The 19,199-nt window shown below is 67.2% G+C and carries 16 protein-coding genes; all 16 read left to right on the top strand.

What is annotated here, in order from left to right; translation table 11 throughout:
- Nucleotides 1-3: 3 nt before the first annotated feature.
- The 16 genes from ACWF5H_RS07905 (at nt 4) to dnaE (ending at nt 19,185) form a co-directional block, all read left to right on the top strand.
- Complete coding sequence (locus ACWF5H_RS07905; RefSeq protein ID WP_452035986.1) at nt 4-1,527, top strand: UDP-N-acetylmuramoyl-tripeptide--D-alanyl-D-alanine ligase; 1,524 nt, start codon at nt 4-6, stop codon at nt 1,525-1,527.
- Entirely contained in the window at nt 1,524-2,636 is a 1,113-nt protein-coding gene (gene mraY / locus ACWF5H_RS07900) for a phospho-N-acetylmuramoyl-pentapeptide-transferase (protein ID WP_364649643.1), read from the top strand. Before ACWF5H_RS07905 ends, mraY begins: the two co-directional genes overlap by 4 nt.
- On the top strand, nt 2,633-4,165 hold the full coding sequence (gene murD, locus ACWF5H_RS07895) for a UDP-N-acetylmuramoyl-L-alanine--D-glutamate ligase (protein ID WP_452035984.1): 1,533 nt from the start codon (nt 2,633-2,635) through the stop codon (nt 4,163-4,165). Before mraY ends, murD begins: the two co-directional genes overlap by 4 nt.
- Nucleotides 4,165-5,481 (top strand): putative lipid II flippase FtsW, encoded by a 1,317-nt coding sequence (gene ftsW, locus ACWF5H_RS07890; RefSeq protein WP_452035983.1) that lies wholly within the window; start codon nt 4,165-4,167, stop codon nt 5,479-5,481. Before murD ends, ftsW begins: the two co-directional genes overlap by 1 nt.
- 43 nt (nt 5,482-5,524) lie before the next feature.
- Nucleotides 5,525-6,634: an undecaprenyldiphospho-muramoylpentapeptide beta-N-acetylglucosaminyltransferase gene (gene murG / locus ACWF5H_RS07885; protein ID WP_452035981.1), complete on the top strand. Its 1,110-nt coding sequence runs from the start codon at nt 5,525-5,527 to the stop codon at nt 6,632-6,634.
- Nucleotides 6,631-8,055, top strand: a complete 1,425-nt coding sequence (gene murC, locus ACWF5H_RS07880; protein WP_452035980.1) for a UDP-N-acetylmuramate--L-alanine ligase — start codon at nt 6,631-6,633, stop codon at nt 8,053-8,055. The genes murG and murC overlap by 4 nt, the downstream gene beginning before the upstream one ends.
- Nucleotides 8,056-8,408: 353 nt before the next feature.
- Nucleotides 8,409-9,221 (top strand): cell division protein FtsQ/DivIB, encoded by an 813-nt coding sequence (locus ACWF5H_RS07875; RefSeq protein ID WP_452035979.1) that lies wholly within the window; start codon nt 8,409-8,411, stop codon nt 9,219-9,221.
- Between the two features lie 227 nt (nt 9,222-9,448).
- A complete protein-coding gene (gene ftsZ, locus ACWF5H_RS07870) occupies nt 9,449-10,639 on the top strand; it encodes a cell division protein FtsZ (protein WP_452035977.1) in 1,191 nt (396 codons plus the stop codon).
- 22 nt (nt 10,640-10,661) lie between these two features.
- On the top strand, nt 10,662-11,375 hold the full coding sequence (locus ACWF5H_RS07865; protein ID WP_452035975.1) for a polyphenol oxidase family protein: 714 nt from the start codon (nt 10,662-10,664) through the stop codon (nt 11,373-11,375).
- Nucleotides 11,372-12,121 carry a YggS family pyridoxal phosphate-dependent enzyme gene (locus tag ACWF5H_RS07860; protein ID WP_452035973.1) on the top strand — a complete coding sequence of 250 codons (750 nt, stop codon included), beginning with the start codon at nt 11,372-11,374 and terminating at the stop codon, nt 12,119-12,121. Before ACWF5H_RS07865 ends, ACWF5H_RS07860 begins: the two co-directional genes overlap by 4 nt.
- Before the next feature lie 94 nt (nt 12,122-12,215).
- The gene (locus tag ACWF5H_RS07855; protein ID WP_452035972.1) at nt 12,216-12,734 is read left to right on the top strand and encodes a cell division protein SepF; all 519 of its coding nucleotides are present in this window, start codon (nt 12,216-12,218) and stop codon (nt 12,732-12,734) included.
- A 69-nt stretch (nt 12,735-12,803) separates the two neighbouring features.
- Nucleotides 12,804-13,091, top strand: coding sequence for a YggT family protein (locus ACWF5H_RS07850; protein WP_127514426.1), 288 nt, complete (start codon nt 12,804-12,806; stop codon nt 13,089-13,091).
- Nucleotides 13,092-13,241: 150 nt separating this feature from the next.
- Nucleotides 13,242-13,907 carry a DivIVA domain-containing protein gene (locus ACWF5H_RS07845; protein ID WP_364649670.1) on the top strand — a complete coding sequence of 222 codons (666 nt, stop codon included), beginning with the start codon at nt 13,242-13,244 and terminating at the stop codon, nt 13,905-13,907.
- A gap of 129 nt (nt 13,908-14,036) precedes the next feature.
- Nucleotides 14,037-14,669, top strand: a complete 633-nt coding sequence (gene lspA, locus ACWF5H_RS07840; protein WP_364649673.1) for a signal peptidase II — start codon at nt 14,037-14,039, stop codon at nt 14,667-14,669.
- On the top strand, nt 14,662-15,597 hold the full coding sequence (locus ACWF5H_RS07835; RefSeq protein WP_452035970.1) for an RluA family pseudouridine synthase: 936 nt from the start codon (nt 14,662-14,664) through the stop codon (nt 15,595-15,597). The genes lspA and ACWF5H_RS07835 overlap by 8 nt, the downstream gene beginning before the upstream one ends.
- Nucleotides 15,598-15,705: 108 nt before the next feature.
- Nucleotides 15,706-19,185, top strand: coding sequence for a DNA polymerase III subunit alpha (gene dnaE / locus ACWF5H_RS07830; RefSeq protein WP_452036074.1), 3,480 nt, complete (start codon nt 15,706-15,708; stop codon nt 19,183-19,185).
- The last annotated feature ends 14 nt before the right edge of the window (nt 19,186-19,199 follow it).

Below are 19,199 nucleotides of genomic sequence, written 5' to 3'. Positions count from 1 at the left end.
GTCATGATTGAACTAACTGCAGCCGATATTGCGGCGATAACAGGCGGACGGATCATTGGGGAGCCGGTCGACGGCACGGGGGAGACTGCCGACATCACCGTGAGTTCCGCCACCACAGATTCCCGCGAGATCGAACCCGGCGGCCTGTTCGTGGCCAAGCCGGGCGAGAGCGCAGACGGCCACTTCTACGTTGGCACGGCCTTCGAAGCCGGCGCCGTGCTCGCGCTGACCGAACGCGAAGTTTCCGATTCCTCGGGCCGGATCCTGCCGCAGATCATTGTGGCCGACGCCGTGCTGGCCATGGGCGCCATCGCCGCGGCCATCGTGACCCGGCTGCGCGCCGCCTCGGGGCTCGAGGTTGTGGGCATTACCGGCAGCGCCGGCAAAACCACCACCAAGGACCTGCTGGCCGGCATCTTGGGCCAGGTGGCGCCCACGGTGGCACCGATCGGCTCCTACAACGGCGAGGTCGGCGTGCCGCTGACAGTCTTCGCCGCCGGTTTCGACACCCGCTACCTTGTGGTGGAAATGGGGGCCACGGGCATCGGCCACATCGAATACCTGGCCGACATGGTCAAGCCGGGCATCGGCGTGGTGCTGGGCGTGGGCAGCGCCCACGCCGGGGAATTCGGCGGAGTGGAAAACATTGCCATCGCCAAGGGCGAGCTGGCCGAGGCGCTGCCCGCCGACGGAACAGCCGTGCTCAATGCCGACGATCCCCGGGTCAAGGCGATGGCCGCCCGCACCGGCGCGCACGTGCTCTACTTCAGCTCCGACGACAATTTCAGCCTGCCCGCCGACAGCACCGCACAGCTGCTGCGGGCCCGCGGAGCCGGCACTAACGAGGCGGGCCACCCCGAATTCACGCTGTGCTTCCCGGACGGCAGCGAGCACCCGGTCACGTCCGGCCTGATCGGCATCCACCACGTGGCCAACCTGCTGGCTGCCGCCGGCGCCGCCTGGGCCCTGGGCGTCCCCCCGGAAACCATCGCCGCGGGCCTGGGCGGGCGCGGCCCGGCCAGCCGCTGGCGGATGGAACGGACCGAGCGGCCGGACGGCGTGACGGTGATCAACGATGCCTACAACGCCAACCCGGAATCCATGCGGGCGGCGCTGCGCGCCCTGGCCGAACTCGGCCGCGGCCGCCGCACCTGGGCGGTGCTGGGCGAGATGCTGGAACTGGGCGACGACACCGTTCATGAACACGACGCGATCGGACGGACCGTGGTCCGGCTTAACATCTCGCGCCTGATCGTGGTCGGCGCCGGCGCCAGGGCCATGCACACCGGAGCCGTGATGGAAGGCTCCTGGGGCGACGAGTCGATGTGGGTCGCCAGCCCCGAGGAGGCCCACCGCGTGCTCGAAGAGCAGCTGGAACCGGGCGATCTGGTGCTGTTCAAGTCCTCCAACGGAGCCGGCCTGCGGTTCCTGGGCGACCGGGTAGCATTAGGAAACCCGTCGTCGGACGATCCCGCGGCGGCTGCAGTGCGCGGTTCCGCAACCCAAGAGGAAGGCCTGGCGCAGTGATAGCCCTGCTGATCGGTTCTGCCCTGGCGCTGGTGCTGTCGCTGCTCGGAACGCCGTTGTTCATCAAGCTGCTGGTGAAGAAGGGCTACGGCCAGTTCATCCGCGACGACGGCCCGACGGCGCACCACACCAAGCGCGGAACGCCCACCATGGGCGGCGTGGTCATCGTGGCCACCGTGGTGGTGGCCTATTTCGCCACCCACCTGGGCATGTGGCTGATCAACGGGGGGGCGCACCAGGGACCCACAGCCTCCGGCGGCGTGCTGCTGCTGCTGATGGCCGGCATGGGTCTGGTGGGCTTCCTGGACGACTTCATCAAGATCTCCAAGCAACGCAGCCTCGGCCTCAGGGCCTGGGCGAAGATCGTGCTGCAGGGCCTTGTCGGCATCATTTTTGCCGTGCTGGCCCTGAACTTTCCGGACAGCCTGGGCCGGACACCGGCGTCGCTGAACATCTCCTTCACCCGCGACATTCCCTGGCTGGACCTTGCCTTCGGCGGCACAGTCCTTGGCACTATCCTGTTCATCATCTGGTCCAACATCATTGTCACCGCGGCCACCAACGGCGTGAACCTGACCGACGGGCTGGATGGGCTCGCCGCGGGCGCATCGGTGATGGTCTGCGGGGCCTACATGCTGATGGGCATCTGGCAGTTCAACCAGAGCTGCGGCTCCGTCAAGGTGCCCGGTGAAGCCTGCTATGAAGTGCGCGACCCGCTGGACCTGGCGTTGCTCGCCGGTGCGCTGGTCGGTGCGCTGATCGGGTTCCTGTGGTGGAACACCTCGCCCGCCAAGATCTTCATGGGCGACACCGGTTCGCTGGCCATCGGCGGCGCCATTGCCGGCTTCGCCATCCTGTCCCGCAGCGAATTGCTGCTGGTGGTCATGGCCGGCCTGTTCGTCATCATCGCGCTCTCCGTGATCATCCAGGTGGCCTTCTTCAAGCTCAGCGGCGGTAAGCGGGTCTTCAAGATGGCCCCGCTGCAGCACCACTTCGAGTTGAAGGGCTGGGCCGAAGTCACCGTGGTGGTGCGCTTCTGGATCATCGCCGGGCTGTGCGTGGCGGCCGCGCTGGGTATCTTCTACGCGGATTGGGTGCTGGGCTCGTGAACCGTCTTGATTCGCTGACATCCTGGGACTCGGACTGGGCCGGACTGCGCGTAGTGGTCGCCGGCATCGGACTGTCGGGTTTCTCCGCTGCCGACACGCTGATCGAACTGGGCGCCGCCGTGGTGGTGGTCGACGGCCGCGACACGGAGGAAAACCGGGCCAAGGCCGACACCTTGAAGATTGTTGGCGCCCGCGAAGTGCTGCTAGGTGCCGAGCATGGCAGCGCGTTGCCCGACGTCGGCGGGGAACCTGCCGAACTGGTGGTCACGTCGCCGGGCTGGAGCCCGCAGACGCCGCTGCTGGCCGCCGCCGCGGACGCAGGGATCCCCATCTGGGGCGACGTTGAGCTGGCCTGGCGGGTGCGCGAACGCGCCGGGCGGCGCACAGCCGATTGGCTGGCCATCACCGGCACCAATGGCAAGACCACCACGGTGGGAATGGCCGAATCCATGCTGCAAGCGGCCGGGCTGCGTGCCATCGCCGCCGGCAACGTGGGCACACCCATCCTGGACGCCGTGCGCGATCCGATCGGATACGACGTGATCGCCGTCGAACTCTCCAGCTTCCAGCTGCATTGGACCCACAGCATGTCCCCGATGGCCTCCGTGGTGCTCAACGTGGCCGAAGACCACGTGGACTGGCACGGGTCCTACGCCGCGTATCTGGCCGATAAGGCCAAGATCTACGAGCGGACCAGGATCGCGTGCGTCTACAACGCCGAGCAGCGCGAGACCGAGGAGATGGTCGAGGCTGCCGACGTCGTCGAGGGCTGCCGGGCCATCGGTTTCACCACCGGCATGCCGGCCGTGAGCATGGTCGGCGTCGTGGAGCGACTGCTGGTGGACCGGGCCTATATCCAGGAGCGCCGTGACTCGGCGGCCGAGTTGGCCAGTCTGGCCGACCTCGGCGACCTCGCGCCGCGGCACCAGGTTGCCAACGCGCTGGCGGCCGCCGCACTGGTCCGGGCCTACGGCGTGGAGCCGGCCGCGGTACGCGAAGGACTGCGGCGGTTCGATCCGGGATCCCACCGGATCCAGAAAGTATTGGAGCAGGCCGGGGTGCTCTGGGTCAACGACTCCAAGGCCACCAATCCACACGCTGCCTCGGCCTCGCTGGCGTCCTTTTCCTCGGTGGTGTGGATCGCCGGCGGCTTGTCCAAGGGCGTGAACTACGACGAATTGATCGCGGACCACGCGCGCCGGCTGAAGGCCGTGGTGCTGATCGGCACCGACAACTCGGCGCTGCTGGCCTCGTTGCGGCGACACGCGCCGGATGTCCCCGTTATCGGCGTCCCGCCGGAGGAAACTGAAGACAGGATGCCGACGTCGGGCGTCCGCGCCGGCGAGACCGTGATGGCGGCAGCCGTGGAAGCTGCAGCCGGCGTAGCCGCCGACGGGGACACCGTCCTGATGGCCCCGGCTGCCGCGTCGATGGACCAGTTCACGTCCTACGCGCACCGCGGCAATGCGTTCATGGAAGCCGTCCGCCGGTTCGGGGAAGGGCAGGCACCGTCGACCAAGGAGCAGTAATGGCCACCAGCGGCACCCGCAGCGGAAGCCGGACCCCCGCCGTCGTCCGCGAATCCGGCACCGCCGGGACAAAGGATGCCCCCGCGGCCAAGCTCCGGCATCTCCGGGAACGCGGCACCGTGCTGCTGGACCGGATCCAGGGCACGGGAACCCAGTCCAGCGGCGCCAGTTATTACCTGATCCTCGGCTCAGCCCTCGCGTTGACCGCCATCGGTTTGCTGATGGTGCTCTCTTCGTCGGCGGTGGAATCCATCGCTGACGACAATTCGCCGTTCGGCCTGTTTATGCGGCAGTCGATCTTCGCGGGTTTAGGCGTCACGGCGATGCTGATTCTCTCCCGCTGGAAGCCGGCCACCTACCGGAGGCTGGCTTGGCCGGCCCTCGCTCTGTCGGTCATCCTGCTGCTGCTGGTTTTCACGCCGCTCGGCGAGTCCGTCGGCGGCAACCGCAACTGGATTACGTTGCCCGGCGGGACGTCCTTGCAGCCCTCGGAAGTCGCCAAACTGGGCATGTGCCTCTGGATGGCGGCCGTCCTGGCGGCCAAGGAACGGCTGCTGGGCGACTGGAAGCACCTGGTCATTCCGGTGGTGCTGCCCGGCGCCATCCTGATTGTGGGACCGGTGCTGGCCGGCAATGACCTGGGCACGGCGATGATCCTGATGCTCATCATTGCCGGCGGACTGTTCTTCGCCGGCGCGCCGTTGAAGCTCTTTGGCATCGCCGGCCTGTGCGCTGGTGCGCTGGTGCTGCTGCTGGTAGTGGTCAGCCCCAACCGGATGGGCCGCATCCTGATGTGGACCGACCAGGGCTGCGAAACCACCACCGGGCTCAACATGCAGTCCTGCAACGGGCTCTTCGCGCTGGCCTCCGGAGGCTGGTGGGGCGTGGGCCTGGGCCAAAGCCGGCAGAAGTACAACTGGATTCCGGAAGCCCACAACGACTACATCTTCGCCATCATCGGCGAAGAACTGGGGCTGCTCGGCACCATGGTCATCCTCGCCCTGTTCGGCGTCCTGGCCATCGCGCTGGTGCGCACGGTGATGCGCCAGGAGTCCCTTTTCGTGCGGATCTTCGCCGGATCCATCATGGTCTGGATCATCGGCCAGGCCTTCGTGAATATTGCGGTGGTCACCGGTCTGCTGCCGGTGATCGGCGTGCCGCTGCCGTTCATCTCCTACGGTGGCTCCGCGCTGACCGTGACGCTGGCAGCCGTCGGTGTACTCTTGTCCTTTGCCCGGACCGGTGCAGCCGGCCGGAAGAAGCCGGGGGGACTGATCGGCAGGCTGCGGCAGCACACGTCCGCCGGCACCCGCTGAACCCATCCACCAGAAGCCGAGCAGAAGGTAATCCAGCCACACCATGAACATTTCCGAGCCCTCTGTGGTCCTGGCCGGCGGCGGCACGGCGGGGCACGTCAGCCCGCTGCTGGCCATCGCCGGGGCCGTGGTCGAGGCAGCCCCCGCGGCGCGCATCCTCGCCGTCGGCACCGCCGCCGGCATGGAGACCCGGCTGGTTCCCGCCGCCGGCTACGAATTGGCCACCATCGGGCGCGTGCCGCTGCCGCGCCGGCCCTCGCTTGACCTGCTGAAGCTGCCGTTCAAATTCGCCCGGGCCGTGCGCCAGGCTGCCGGCATTATCGATGGCGCGAAGGCCGACGTCGTGGTGGGCGTGGGCGGGTATGTCAGCACGCCCATGTACATCGCGGCCAAGCTGCGCCGGGTACCAATCGTGATCCATGAGGCCAACGCCCGGCCCGGCCTGGCCAACCGGGTGGGGGCCCGGCTGGCCGAACGGGTGGCGGTGGCGTTCAAGGACACCCAGTTGCCCGGGGCCCGCTGGGTCGGCATGCCGATGCGGCGGGAAATCGCAACCCTGGACCGCCCGGCGTCCCGCAGCGCCGCCCGCCTGAGGCTGGGGCTGGCGCCGGAGGAACCGACGCTGATCGTCACCGGCGGCTCATCCGGGGCACTCAGCATCAACCGGACCATCGCCGCGGCGCTGCCGGAACTCGCCGCAGCCGGAATCCAGGTGCTGCACATCACCGGCCGGAACAAGGCGCTGCGTGATGCCGAGGGGCAGCTGCTCACTTCTCCCGGCTACCACCAGGTGGAGTATGTGGACGGCATGCAGGATGTCTACGCCGCGGCGGACCTGCTGTTGGCCCGCGCCGGTGCGGCCACGGTGTGCGAAGTTGCCGCCGTCGGCTTGCCATCGGTGCTGGTGCCGCTGCCGCACGGAAACGGCGAACAGGCCCTGAACGCGGCCTCCTTGGTGGAGGCAGGCGGCGCGGTGCTGGTCCGGGACGGAGACTTCAGCCCGCGTTGGGTCACGGACGAACTGGTGCCGCTGTTGAAGAACCCGGAGCGGCTGCAGCAGATGTCCGCGGCAGCGCACGGCCTGGGGATCCGTGATGCGGACGCGCGAATGGCACAATTAGTGCTCGAGGCAACGGGGGAGGAGCACCGATGAAAGCCACTGATTTCCACACCACGGCCCGGCTGCCATTCGGCGAGCTCGGCGCGGTGCACTTCATTGGACTCGGCGGCGCCGGCATGTCTGCCATCGCCCGGATCCTGCTGGCCCGCGGAGTGCCGGTATCCGGTTCGGACGCGCGCGACTCGGCCGTCCTGCGCCAACTGGAGGCGCTCGGCGCCACGGTCTTCGTCGGTCACGAGGCGGCCCATATCGGCGGCGCGGATACGGTGGTGGTCTCCACCGCCATCCGGCCGGAGAACCCCGAGCTGCAGGCTGCCGTTGCCGCGGGACTGAACATTGTGCACCGTTCGGTGGCGCTGTCCGCCGCCATGGAGGGGAAGCGGTTGATCGCCGTTGGCGGCACGCACGGCAAAACCACCACCACGGCCATGGCCACGGTGATGCTGCAGGCCGCAGGGCGGGAGCCGTCGTTCGCGATCGGCGGCGATGTGGCGGCGCTGGGCGTCAACGCCGCGCACGGGGAAGGCGACCTGTTTGTCGCTGAAGCGGACGAATCCGACGCCTCGTTCCTGAACTACCGGCCGCAGGTCATCGTTGTGACCAACGTGGAGGCCGACCACCTGGACCACTACGGGTCCGCCGAAGCCGTCTACGCCTCCTTCGACCAGTTCGCGGCGCTGCTCCCCAGCGACGGCACGCTGGTGCTCTGCCTCGACGACGACGGCGCGCGCGCCTTGGCAGATCGGGTGGCAGCATCCGGCGCACCGTGCCGGGTGCTCGGCTACGGCTACGCGGCGGACGCCGAGCTCCGCATTGTTGAGAGCGAATTCGCCGGCTCCGGCAGCGCCAGCCGGATCGAATACCCGGGCGGCACCTGCACGCTGCGGCTCCAGGTGCCCGGCGAGCACAACATCCGCAATGCAGCTGCGGCCGTCGCGGTCGCCATCACGCAGGGTATCGATCCGTCGATCGCGGCCGAGGGGCTGGCCGGCTTCACCGGGGCAGCCAGGCGGTTTGAAGCCAAGGGCGCGGCAGCCGGGGTCCGCGTGTTCGATGACTACGCGCACCATCCCACCGAGGTCCACGCAGCCCTGACCGCCGCGCGCAAGGTGGCGGCCGGACATGCCGTGCACGTGCTCTTCCAGCCGCACCTGTTTTCACGCACCCGGGAGTTCGCCGCGGAATTCGCCCAGGCGCTGCAGTTGGCCGATTCGGTCGCGATCCTGGATATCTATCCCGCGCGTGAAGATCCGATCCCGGGCGTCACCAGCGAACTGATCACTAACCGGCTGCCGGCCGGCAGCTATGCACCGGACCCGGCCCGGGCCGTGGCTGACATCGTGGCCCGCTCACGGCCCGGCGACATTGTGCTGACCGTCGGCGCCGGCGACGTGACCCAATACGGCCCCGTCCTGGTGGAGGCCTTGGAGCAGGCCTCCACCACCGTGCAATGAGTCCGCGCAAGCCACGCACTCCCGCGGCACGCCCTGCCGCCCCGGCGGGGCGGTCTGACGACGCGGCACCGGTAGCGGCGGAGCGGCAGCCCGAAAGCACGACGGCGGCCGGCGCGGGCTCCGGGGTACGGCTCACCTCCGGAAGAGTGACGGCGCTGCCGGCACAGGCATCCGGCCAGACGGCTGTGTCCGGGACTGCCGAAACTCCCACGGCCGGTTCCACGTGGCCGACTGCGGGCAACCGCCGGTCGGAGGGCGGCACGGGGGCACCGGCGTCGTCGGCCGCAGGAAAATCCGCGCCAGGGAAATCCGGCGCAGGAGAATCCGCTGCCGGTAAATCCGCAGCGGCATCGATGCCCCGGCGCGGGGCGGCGGCGGGCCTGCTGGCGCGTTGGCGCCGCCAACAGCCCGAGCCGTCCCACGCATCGCCGGCCGGGCGACGCGACACCACGGTGGTCAGTTTCCCCGAGCCGCCCCGACGCAAGACCCGGCGCCGGCTGCTGATCGCGGCGGGCACCGTCGTCGTGCTCCTGGCCGTGATGACGTCGGTCATCTTCCTGTCCCCGGCGCTGGCGGTGAAGACCATCACCGTGGACGGTGCCGAGCTGACAGACTCCGGCACGCTCAGCGAGGCGCTGGAGCCGCTGAAGGGAATCCCGCTGGCGCGCGTTGGCGAACGGGAAGTGGCTGCCCACGTGGACCACTTTCCGGCGGTCGAGTCCGTGGAAGTCGTCGCCAAACCGCCCTCCGAACTGCATGTGCGGATCATCGAGCGGACCCCCGTCGCCGTGTTGAAGGACGGCAAGAAGTTCGTGCTGATCGATGAATCGGGCAAGGCCCTGGCTTCGGTCCGCAAGCGCAGCGAGGCCAAACTGCCGTTGATCGACGGCGCCAACGCGGCCGAGGATTCCGATGTGTTCGCGTCGATCACCGGCGTGCTCGGCGCGCTGCAGCCGGAGGTGCTGAAACAGCTCGAGCACGCCTCGGCCCGGTCGGTGGACTCGGTGGAACTGCAGTTGACCAACGGCCAGAAGGTGCTGTGGGGGAACGCGGGGCAGCAGGAGCTCAAGGCCACGGTGCTGCAGGCCCTGCTGCAGGCGAAAGGCGTTAAGGGCAAAGCCAGCGTCATCGATGTGAGTACGCCCACGCGGCCGGTGACTCGTTGAGGCAGGTTGCAGGCTGCATCGAAACGCAGAGGCCGCCGATCGTGCGACACGCGGAGCCGGGTCATTGTGCAGGCCCGGCCTTCCGTCTAGCGTCTCGGATAGGAACTACTTGACATAACTCTAACCTTCAAGTTGAAGGTTAAGGTTCAGGTGAAACTACCGGACCGGGGACCCGCCCGCTTCGGCAGAACTGATCAGTGCACAGACTCGAGCAAGGGACACAGGACGTGGCAGCACCGCAGAATTACTTGGCCGTCATCAAAGTCGTCGGCATCGGCGGCGGTGGCGTGAATGCCGTCAACCGGATGATCGAGGTGGGGCTCCGCGGCGTGGAGTTCATCGCGATCAATACCGACGCTCAGGCACTGTTGATGAGTGACGCCGACGTCAAGCTCGACGTCGGGCGTGAGCTCACCCGCGGACTGGGCGCCGGAGCCGACCCGGAAGTGGGCCGCAAGGCTGCCGACGACCACGCCGAGGAGATTGAGGAAGTCCTGCGCGGCGCGGACATGGTCTTCGTGACGGCCGGTGAAGGCGGCGGTACCGGTACCGGCGGCGCGCCCGTCGTGGCCCGGATCGCCCGCTCGCTCGGCGCGCTGACCATCGGCGTCGTCACCCGGCCGTTCACCTTCGAGGGCCGCCGCCGGTCGAACCAGGCCGAAACCGGCATCGAAACGCTGCGCGACGAAGTCGACACCCTGATCGTGATCCCGAACGACCGCCTGCTGTCCATCAGCGACCGTAACGTCTCCATGCTGGATGCCTTCCGCTCCGCTGACCAGGTGCTGCTCTCCGGTGTCCAGGGCATTACCGACCTGATCACCACGCCCGGCCTGATCAACCTCGACTTCGCAGACGTCAAGTCCGTGATGCAGGGTGCCGGCTCGGCGCTGATGGGCATCGGCTCCGCCCGCGGTGAGGACCGTGCAGTCAAGGCCGCCGAACTGGCCATCGCGTCTCCGCTCCTGGAGGCCTCCATCGACGGGGCGCACGGTGTGCTGCTCTCGATCCAGGGCGGCTCGGATCTGGGCCTGTTCGAAATCAACGAGGCCGCACGGCTGGTGCAGGAAGTGGCGCACCCCGAGGCGAACATCATCTTCGGCGCCGTCATCGACGACGCCCTCGGCGACGAAGCCCGGGTCACCGTCATCGCCGCCGGCTTCGACCAGGTGGATGTCACGTCCGCAGCCCCGGCGCAGAAGCCGGCCGCGGCGCCGGCGGGCGCCCCCGCCGTGCCTGCCGCGCAGCCCTCCGTGCCCGTTTCCGAACCGACCGAGCACGGCTTCGGCGGCATGGTTTCGCAGTCCGCGCACGTTCCGGCCGATGCCGGCTTCGACATGGATCTTCCGGCCATCGTGGAGCCGGACCTGAGCGCGGGCCGGGTCGACGACCTGGATGTTCCGGATTTCTTGAAGTAACCAGTCCAGGAGGGTTCCGGCAGTGTTCTGGTGGAAGCAGCAGGTCCACGCCGGCGTGTGGGCCGCATTCACCGACCGCTCGGCTGGCAACCTGGGCCTGCATGTGGGCGACGACGCCGACGCCGTGCACCGGCGGCGTCGGTCGCTGGAGGGCGCCCTGCCGGTACCAGCCGGTTCGCTGCGGTTCATGAACCAAGTGCATTCGGCCGAGGCCGTGGTCGTGGCGCCCGGGGGTCCGGCTTCGACGCAGCCGGCTGTGACGGCCGACGCCCTGGTGAGCCCGGACGGCGCTGTGCCGCTGGCCGTGATGGTTGCGGACTGCCTGCCGGTGCTGCTGGTGGGAACACTGCCCGACGGCGGTGCCGCCACCGCGGTGGCGCATGCCGGCCGCCGCGGACTGCTGGACGGGGTGCTGGCCAACGCCGTTGCTGGGCTTCGGGACGCGGGCGCCGGCGGGCTGCAGGCATGGATCGGGCCGTCCATCTGCGGAGCCTGCTATGAGGTTCCCGAGCAGATGCAGGCCGACGCCGTAGCCAGGATTCCTGAGTTGGCAGCGAGGACCGCATGGGGCACCGCGGCGCTTGATCTCGCCGCCGGGGCCACCGCAGAGCTGGCCGGACTCGGCGTGCAGGCGCACCGGGTACCTGGCTGCACCCGGGAGGAAGGCCGGTTGTACTCCTACCGGCTGGATCAACGCACCGGCCGGTTCGCCGGCCTGGTCTGGAAGGACGCATGAGCACCAACGCCCGGAAGGTCGAACTGTCAGCGAACCTGGAACGCGTCCGGGAGCGGATCACCCGGGCCGCAGCCGGACGCGCGGCGGAGCCGGAGCTGATTGTGGTGACGAAGTTCTTCCCCGCCTCCGACGTGGCGCTGCTGCACGAGCTGGGCGTAACCGACGTCGGGGAAAACCGGGATCAGGAAGCAGCCGCGAAGGCCGCGGAGCTGTCCGGCCGCGGGCTGCGCTGGCATTTCATCGGCCAGCTGCAGACAAACAAGGCCAAATCGGTGGTCCAGTACGCCGATCTGCTGCATTCGGTGGACCGGCCGCAACTGGTCCAGGCGCTGCGCAAGGCCATGGCGGCCGAGCAGGAACGGCGGCAGGCTGCCGGGCTTGAACCCCGGTCGGCTCTCGGCTGCCTGATCCAGGTGGACCTTGACGAGCCGGACCTGCGGAAGGCAGCCGGAACGGCCGCCCGCGGCGGTGCCCGCCCCGGGGAAATCCTGGCGCTGGCCGACGCCTTGCAGGCGGCCGAGGGGTTGACTCCGGCCGGACTGATGGCGGTCGCGCCGCTGGGCGCAGACCCGGCCCGGGCCTTCGGCCGGTTGGCTGAACTCTCGCATCGGCTCCGGGAGGAGCACCCCGGGGCCGGCATGGTTTCGGCAGGGATGAGCCAGGACCTTGAGGCAGCGGTCGCTGCCGGCGCGACACACCTCCGTGTCGGATCAGATGTCCTCGGACCGCGACCGGCCGTGCGGTAGCGTTTTGGCTAGGCAGGCACTTTGCCGGACCCCAAGTTCGTGACCGGGGCCGCGCAGGGTATGCGGCAGCGCTGAAGACAGGATGGGAGCTACCATGGCAGGCACACTGCGCAAGACAATGATTTATCTTGGGCTCGCCGATGGTGACGAGCACTACGAAGCCGAGCAGGCGGACACCCCCGCTCGAGATGAGGAGCAGCCCGTGGACCAGCCCCGACAGGAGCGCCGCGCTGAGCCATCGGCGGCACCGGTGAAGCCGGCTGCCGAGGAATACCGTGCCCCGGTGACGCCGATCAAGCGCGCACCCTCTGCCCGCGAGGACGCCACCGTGCTGCACCAGATCACCACCGTGCACCCGCGCTCCTACAACGACGCCAAGATTATTGGCGAGAGTTTCCGCGACGGCATCCCGGTGATCATGAACGTCACAGACATGGGCGAGGCGGAAGCCAAGCGCCTGGTCGATTTCTCCGCCGGACTGGTCTTCGGCCTGCACGGTAGCATTGAACGGGTTACCAATAAGGTTTTCCTGCTCTCGCCGTCGAGCGTGGAAGTGCTGGGTGAGGACCGCAAGTCCAGTGACCAGCAGGCCAGTTTCTTTAACCAGAGCTAGCCCGCCGCACTTCCCGGGAGGCGTGCCGCCCGTCAAAATCCTTCTAGCGCTAGGAATCGTGGAACCGGCGTGTCCATCATTTTCGTCCTGCTGTACCTGATCTTGATGTTGTTCCAGCTGGGCTTGATCGTGCGCATCGTCTTTGAAGTCGTGCAAGCCTTCGCCCGGCGCTGGCGGCCGCGCGGTATCGCCCTGGTCGCGGCTTCCGTCATCTACACCGTGACGGACCCGCCGCTGAAGGGCCTGCGCAGGATCATTCCGCCGCTGCGGATCGGCGGATTCGCGCTTGACCTTGCCTTCCTGGTGCTGTTCCTTGCCGTGACGATCGCCATGGCGGTTGTGGCGGGTTTGGCCTGACCGGCGGCGCGTTAGTGTTCGTCTCCGAAACGATATATTCTGATTCAGATATAGCTGGCGGATGTCCTTGCACGGGGAATATTCGCTACCGTTGTTATGAATCCAGCACGTTGAATTCATGACCCACACGAACCAGTATGAGGTGACCAGATGGCTTTGACGCCAGAAGACGTTGTCAACAAGAGGTTCCAGCCGACTAAGTTTCGCGAAGGCTATGACCAGGATGAGGTCGACGATTTTCTCGATGAGATCGTTGTTGAACTCCGCCGGCTGAACCAGGAGAACGACGAACTTCGCAAGAAGCTGGCTGAAGCCACGTCGGGCCAGGCTCCGGAGGCCTCCGTGCCGGCTCCGGTCTCGGCTGCCCCGAAGACCGAACAGGTCCGCGAACAGGTCAAGGAAGAACCGAAGGTCGAGCCCAAGGCGAAGGAAGAGCCGAAGCCGGCTCCCGCCGCCGCCGCGGCGCCCGAGACCGACCGCTCCGCTACCGCCGAGTCTGCGGCGGGCGTGCTGGCCATGGCCCAGAAGCTCCACGACGAGTACGTCACCGCCGGCGTGGAGCAGCGGGACAAGATCATCGCCGAGGCACAGCTGGAAGCCAGCAGCCTGGTCAACGACGCCGAAGAAAAGAGCCGTAAGACCTTGGGCAACCTCGAGCAGCAGAAGGCCGTGCTGGAGCGCAAGCTCGAGCAGCTGCGTGGTTTCGAGCGCGACTACCGCGCCCGGCTGAAGGCCTACATCGAAGGCCAGCTGCGCGATCTGGAAGCCCGCGGCTCCTTCGCTGCCCCCGAGGTCAAGGACAGCGCCGACGCGTAAGCGCGGAAGGTAACTCAAGGCCCTGTTCCACAGGGCTCCCCATGGCCGGCGCCGGGATCATCCTGCCGCCGGCCATTGCCTTTGGACACCGCATCGGGTGCCCCGGACGGCACTGAAGACGAGAGAGACATGTCAGAAACTCCACCGGCAGCCGACCGATCCAACGACGGGGAGGCGGCCGAGACCGGACAACGCAAGGGCAAGGGCCGGTTCATCCTGCTGCTGACAGGCTGCGCCGCCTTCGCCTACGCCTTTGACCAGTTGACCAAGTGGTGGGTCGTGTCCACCATGACCGAGGGGCAGATCACCCCGGTGCTGCCGCCGCTGTTGCACTGGCATTTCATCCGCAACTCCGGCGCAGCCTTCTCCATCGGCCAGGACCACACCTGGGTGTTCACCCTGGTGATGTCGGCCGTCGCCATTGCGATCCTGGTCTACGCCCGCAAGGTTCGGTCCCTGTGGTGGTCCGTGGCGCTCGGCTTCCTGCTGGGCGGCGCGCTGGGCAATCTGACCGACCGCCTGTTCCGCGAACCCGCTTTCGGCCTCGGGCACGTGGTGGATTTCATCGCCTTCCCCAACTTTGCGATCTTCAACATCGCCGACTCCGCCGTGGTCGGCGCGGTCATCCTGTGGTGCGTGCTGACCTTCATGGGGATTGGCATGGATGGCACCCGGCAGACCGCGAAGGCCGGGGACCGCAGCTCGAACGGGGACGGCAAGCCGGTCGACGGCGGCAAGCCGGCAGGGGAGAGCGGTGACTGACGACGTTAGGGTCGTCCAGCTGGACAGCAGTACGGCCGGCGAACGGGCAGACACGGTTGTCGCCGCGCTGCTGGGAATGTCCCGCTCGGCCGCCGCGGCGCTTTTCGGCGACAAATGCGTGGAACTGGATGGCCGGGCCATCGCCAAATCGGCGAAGCTCCCCGAACGGGGGAGCCTGCGCATTGCCGTACCGGAGCAGCGTGATCCGCTCGCCGTCGTGGTGGAAGAGGTTGAGGATTTGAAGATTCTCGGAGACGAGGACGATTTCGTCGTCATCGACAAACCGGTCGGCGTGGCGGCACATCCGTCGCCCGGTTGGGTGGGGCCCACCGTGGTGGGTGCCTTGGCCGCGCGCGGCTACCGGATTTCGACGTCGGGAGCCGCCGAACGTGCCGGGATCGTCCACCGGCTGGACGTGGGAACCTCCGGAGTGATGGTGGTGGCCAAGACCGAGCACGGCTACACCTTGCTGAAGCAGGCGTTCAAGGACCGCACGGTGGACAAGGTCTACCACGCGCTCGTGCAGGGGCTGCCGGATCCGTTAGAGGGCACCATCGACGCGCCGATCGGCCGGCACCCAGGCTACGACTGGCGGTTCGCCGTGGTGGAAGACGGCCGGCATTCGCTAACCCACTATGAGGTCCTCGAGGCCTTCGGCAAGGCGTCGTTGGTCGAAGTGCACTTGGAGACCGGCCGGACCCACCAGATCCGCGTGCACTTCTCGGCGCTCCGGCATCCCTGCGCCGGCGACCTGACCTACGGCGCCGATCCCAAACTCGCCGCTGCGCTGGGTCTGACCCGGCAGTGGCTGCATGCCAAAAAGCTTGGCTTCCACCACCCCGGCACCGGGGAGTGGGTTGAATACGAAAGCGAGTACCCGCAGGACCTGGCTTACGCGCTGCAGGCACTGGCCGAACACCGCGTGTAGTCCGGACTCGCTGGCTCCGACACCTAGAATGAAACGGTGGCAGCAGTGACTTCTTCCAAGACCGGCAACGATTCCTTCGTCCATCTCCACAACCACACCGAGTACTCGATGCTCGATGGTGCCGCGCGGCTGACCGACCTGTTCAGCCACACCGAGGAACTGGGCATGAACGCGGTGGCGACGACGGACCACGGGTTCGTCTTCGGTGCCTTCGATTTCTGGAACAAGGCCCGCAACGCCGGGGTCAAACCCATTGTCGGCGTCGAGGCGTACCTGACTCCGGGCACCGCCCGGGCGGACAAGACGCGCGTGCGCTGGGGCGACGGCGGACGCAACGACGTCTCCGGCGCCGGTGCCTACACCCACATGACCATGTGGGCTGAGACTACCGAGGGCATGCACAACCTCTTCCGTGCCTCGTCGCTGGCGTCGCTGGAAGGCTACCTGTACAAGCCCCGGATGGACCGGGATCTGCTGCAGACCTATGGCAAGGGCCTGATTGCCACCACCGGCTGCCCGTCCGGCGAAGTCCAGACCAAGCTGCGGCTGGGCCTCTACAACGAGGCCAAGCAGGCCGCCTCCGATTTCCGGGACATCTTCGGCAAGGAGAACTTCTTCTGCGAGCTGATGGACCACGGGCTGGACATCGAGCGCAACGTGCAGACCGACCTGCGCAAGCTGGCGCGCGAACTCGGGCTCCCGTTTGTGGCCACCAACGACCTTCACTACACGCACGCCGAGGATGCCAAGTCGCACGCGGCGCTGCTGTGCGTGCAGTCCGGCTCGTCGCTGGCCGACCCGAAGCGGTTCAAGTTCGATGCGGACGAGTTCTACCTGAAATCCCCGGCGGAGATGCGGGCCATCTTCCGCGATGTGCCCGAAGCGTGCGACAACACCCTGCTGATCGCCGAGCGCTGCAACGTGGAGTTCAACACCAAAGCCTCCTACATGCCGGTGTTCCCCGTACCGGAGGGGGAGAACGAGGAATCCTGGTTCGTCAAGGAAGTCGAGAAGGGGCTGCAGTATCGGTTCCCGGGCGGGATTCCCGACGATGTGCGCAAGCAGGCCGAATATGAGATCGGCATCATCCTCCAAATGGGCTTCCCGGGCTACTTCCTCGTGGTCGCCGACTTCATCAACTGGTCTAAGGACCACGGCATCCGGGTTGGCCCGGGCCGCGGTTCCGGTGCCGGCTCGATGGTGGCCTACGCAATGCGCATCACCGACCTGAACCCGCTCAAGCACGGCCTGATCTTCGAGCGCTTTCTGAACCCGGACCGCGTCTCGATGCCTGACTTCGACGTCGACTTCGATGACCGGCGCCGACCGGAAGTAATCAAGTACGTCACCGAGAAGTATGGTGACGACCGCGTGGCCATGATCGTCACGTACGGCACGATCAAGGCCAAGCAGGCGCTGAAGGACTCATCCCGGGTGATGGGCTATCCGTTCTCCACCGGCGAGCGGCTGACCAAGGCCATGCCGCCGGATGTCATGGGCAAGGGCCTGACGCTGAAGGAAGTGCACGATCCCAGCGCCAAGCGCTACGGCGAGGCCGAGGAGATGCGCGAGCTGCTCAAGTCCGACGCGGATTCCGCCAAGGTCTTCGAAACCGCGCTCGGCCTGGAGGGGCTGAAGCGCCAGTGGGGCGTGCACGCCGCCGGCGTCATCATGTCCTCGGACCCGCTGATCGACATCATCCCGATCATGCGCCGGGAGCAGGACGGCCAGGTCATTACGCAGTTCGACTATCCCACCTGTGAAGGCCTCGGCCTGATCAAGATGGACTTCCTCGGACTGCGGAACCTGACGATCATCACCGACGCCATTGAGAACATCAAGATGAACCAGGACGTGGACCTGGATCTTGAGACGCTGGACCTGGACGACCGCGGGTCCTACGATCTGCTCGCCCGCGGCGACACCCTGGGCGTCTTCCAGCTCGACGGCGGCCCGATGCGGTCGCTGCTGAAGATGATGCGGCCGGACAACTTCGAAGACATCTCCGCAGTCATCGCGCTGTATCGGCCGGGTCCGATGGGCGCCAACTCGCACACCAACTACGCCCTGCGTAAAACGGGCCTCCAGGAGATCACCCCGATCCACCCGGAGCTGGAAGAACCGCTGCGGGACATCCTGGACACCACCTACGGCCTGATCGTGTATCAGGAGCAGGTGATGGCGATTGCCCAGAAGGTGGCAGGCTTCTCGCTCGGCCAAGCGGACATTCTGCGCCGCGCGATGGGCAAGAAGAAGAAGTCGGAGCTGGACAAGCAGTACGCCGGGTTCCACCAGGGCATGGTGGACCGCGGCTACTCCGAGGCAGCGATCAAGGCACTGTGGGACATCCTGCTGCCGTTCTCCGACTACGCGTTCAACAAAGCGCACTCGGCCGCCTACGGCCTGGTCTCCTACTGGACCGCCTACTTGAAGGCGCACTATCCGGCCGAGTACATGGCCGCGCTGCTCACCTCGGTGGGGGATGACAAAGACAAACTGGCCCTGTACCTGAACGAATGCCGCCACATGGGCATCACCGTGCTGCCGCCGGATGTGAACGAATCGGCACTGAACTTCACCCCGGTGGGCAAGGACATCCGCTTCGGCATGGGCGCCATCCGCAACGTCGGTGCCAACGTGGTGCATGCCATGGTGGGCTCCCGCGACGAGAAGGGCAACTTCGCCAGCTTCAGCGACTTCCTGCAGAAGGTACCGGCCGTGGTCTGCAACAAGCGCACCATCGAATCGCTGGTCAAGGCCGGCGCGTTCGACTCGCTGGGCCACCCGCGCCGCGCGCTGGCGATGATCCACGAAGAAGCGGTGGACTCCGTCATTGTGCTCAAGCGCAACGAGGCCGCCAACCAATTTGACCTATTCAGCGCGTTCGACGACGGCGGCGAAACCGCCGGGGGACTCGCGGTTGATGTGCCGGACCTGCCCGAGTGGGACAAGAAGGACAAGCTGGCCTTCGAGCGCGACATGCTGGGCCTGTACGTCTCCGACCATCCGCTGCAGGGACTGGATGGCATCCTGAGCCAGCACGCGGACATGTCGATCACCTCGCTGATCGGCGAGGACGGCCCGCCGGACGGACAGATCATCACTATTGCGGGCATGATCACCTCGCTGCAGCGCCGAATCGCCAAGAACAGTGGCAACGCCTATGCCCGCGCCGAAGTCGAGGACCTCGGCGGCTCGATGGAGGTCATGTTCTTCGGCCAGGCCTATGCGCCGATCGCCACCGTGCTGGCGGAAGACCTGATCGTGGTGGTCAGGGGCCGGCTGCAGCGCCGCGACGACGGTGCGGTCACCCTGAATGCGCAGGAACTGACCGTGCCAGACCTCAGCGACGGGCACTCCGGTCCGGTGGTGATCTCGATGGCGAGCTTCAAGGCGACCGAGTCGGTGGTCACCGCGCTGGGTGATGTGCTGCGCACGCATCCCGGCACTACCGAGGTGCAGGTGCGGCTGAACAGCTCCCGCAAAGTCGAGGTGATGAAGCTGGGGGTGGACTTGCGGGTCAACCCGAACCCCTCGCTGTTCGGCGACCTCAAGGTGCTGCTGGGGCCAGCCTGCCTCGACGCCTGACCCGGCGGCGTCGA

Source organism: Arthrobacter sp. NPDC055138, assembly GCF_053607305.1.
This window is presented reverse-complemented; position numbering and strand designations above follow the sequence as displayed.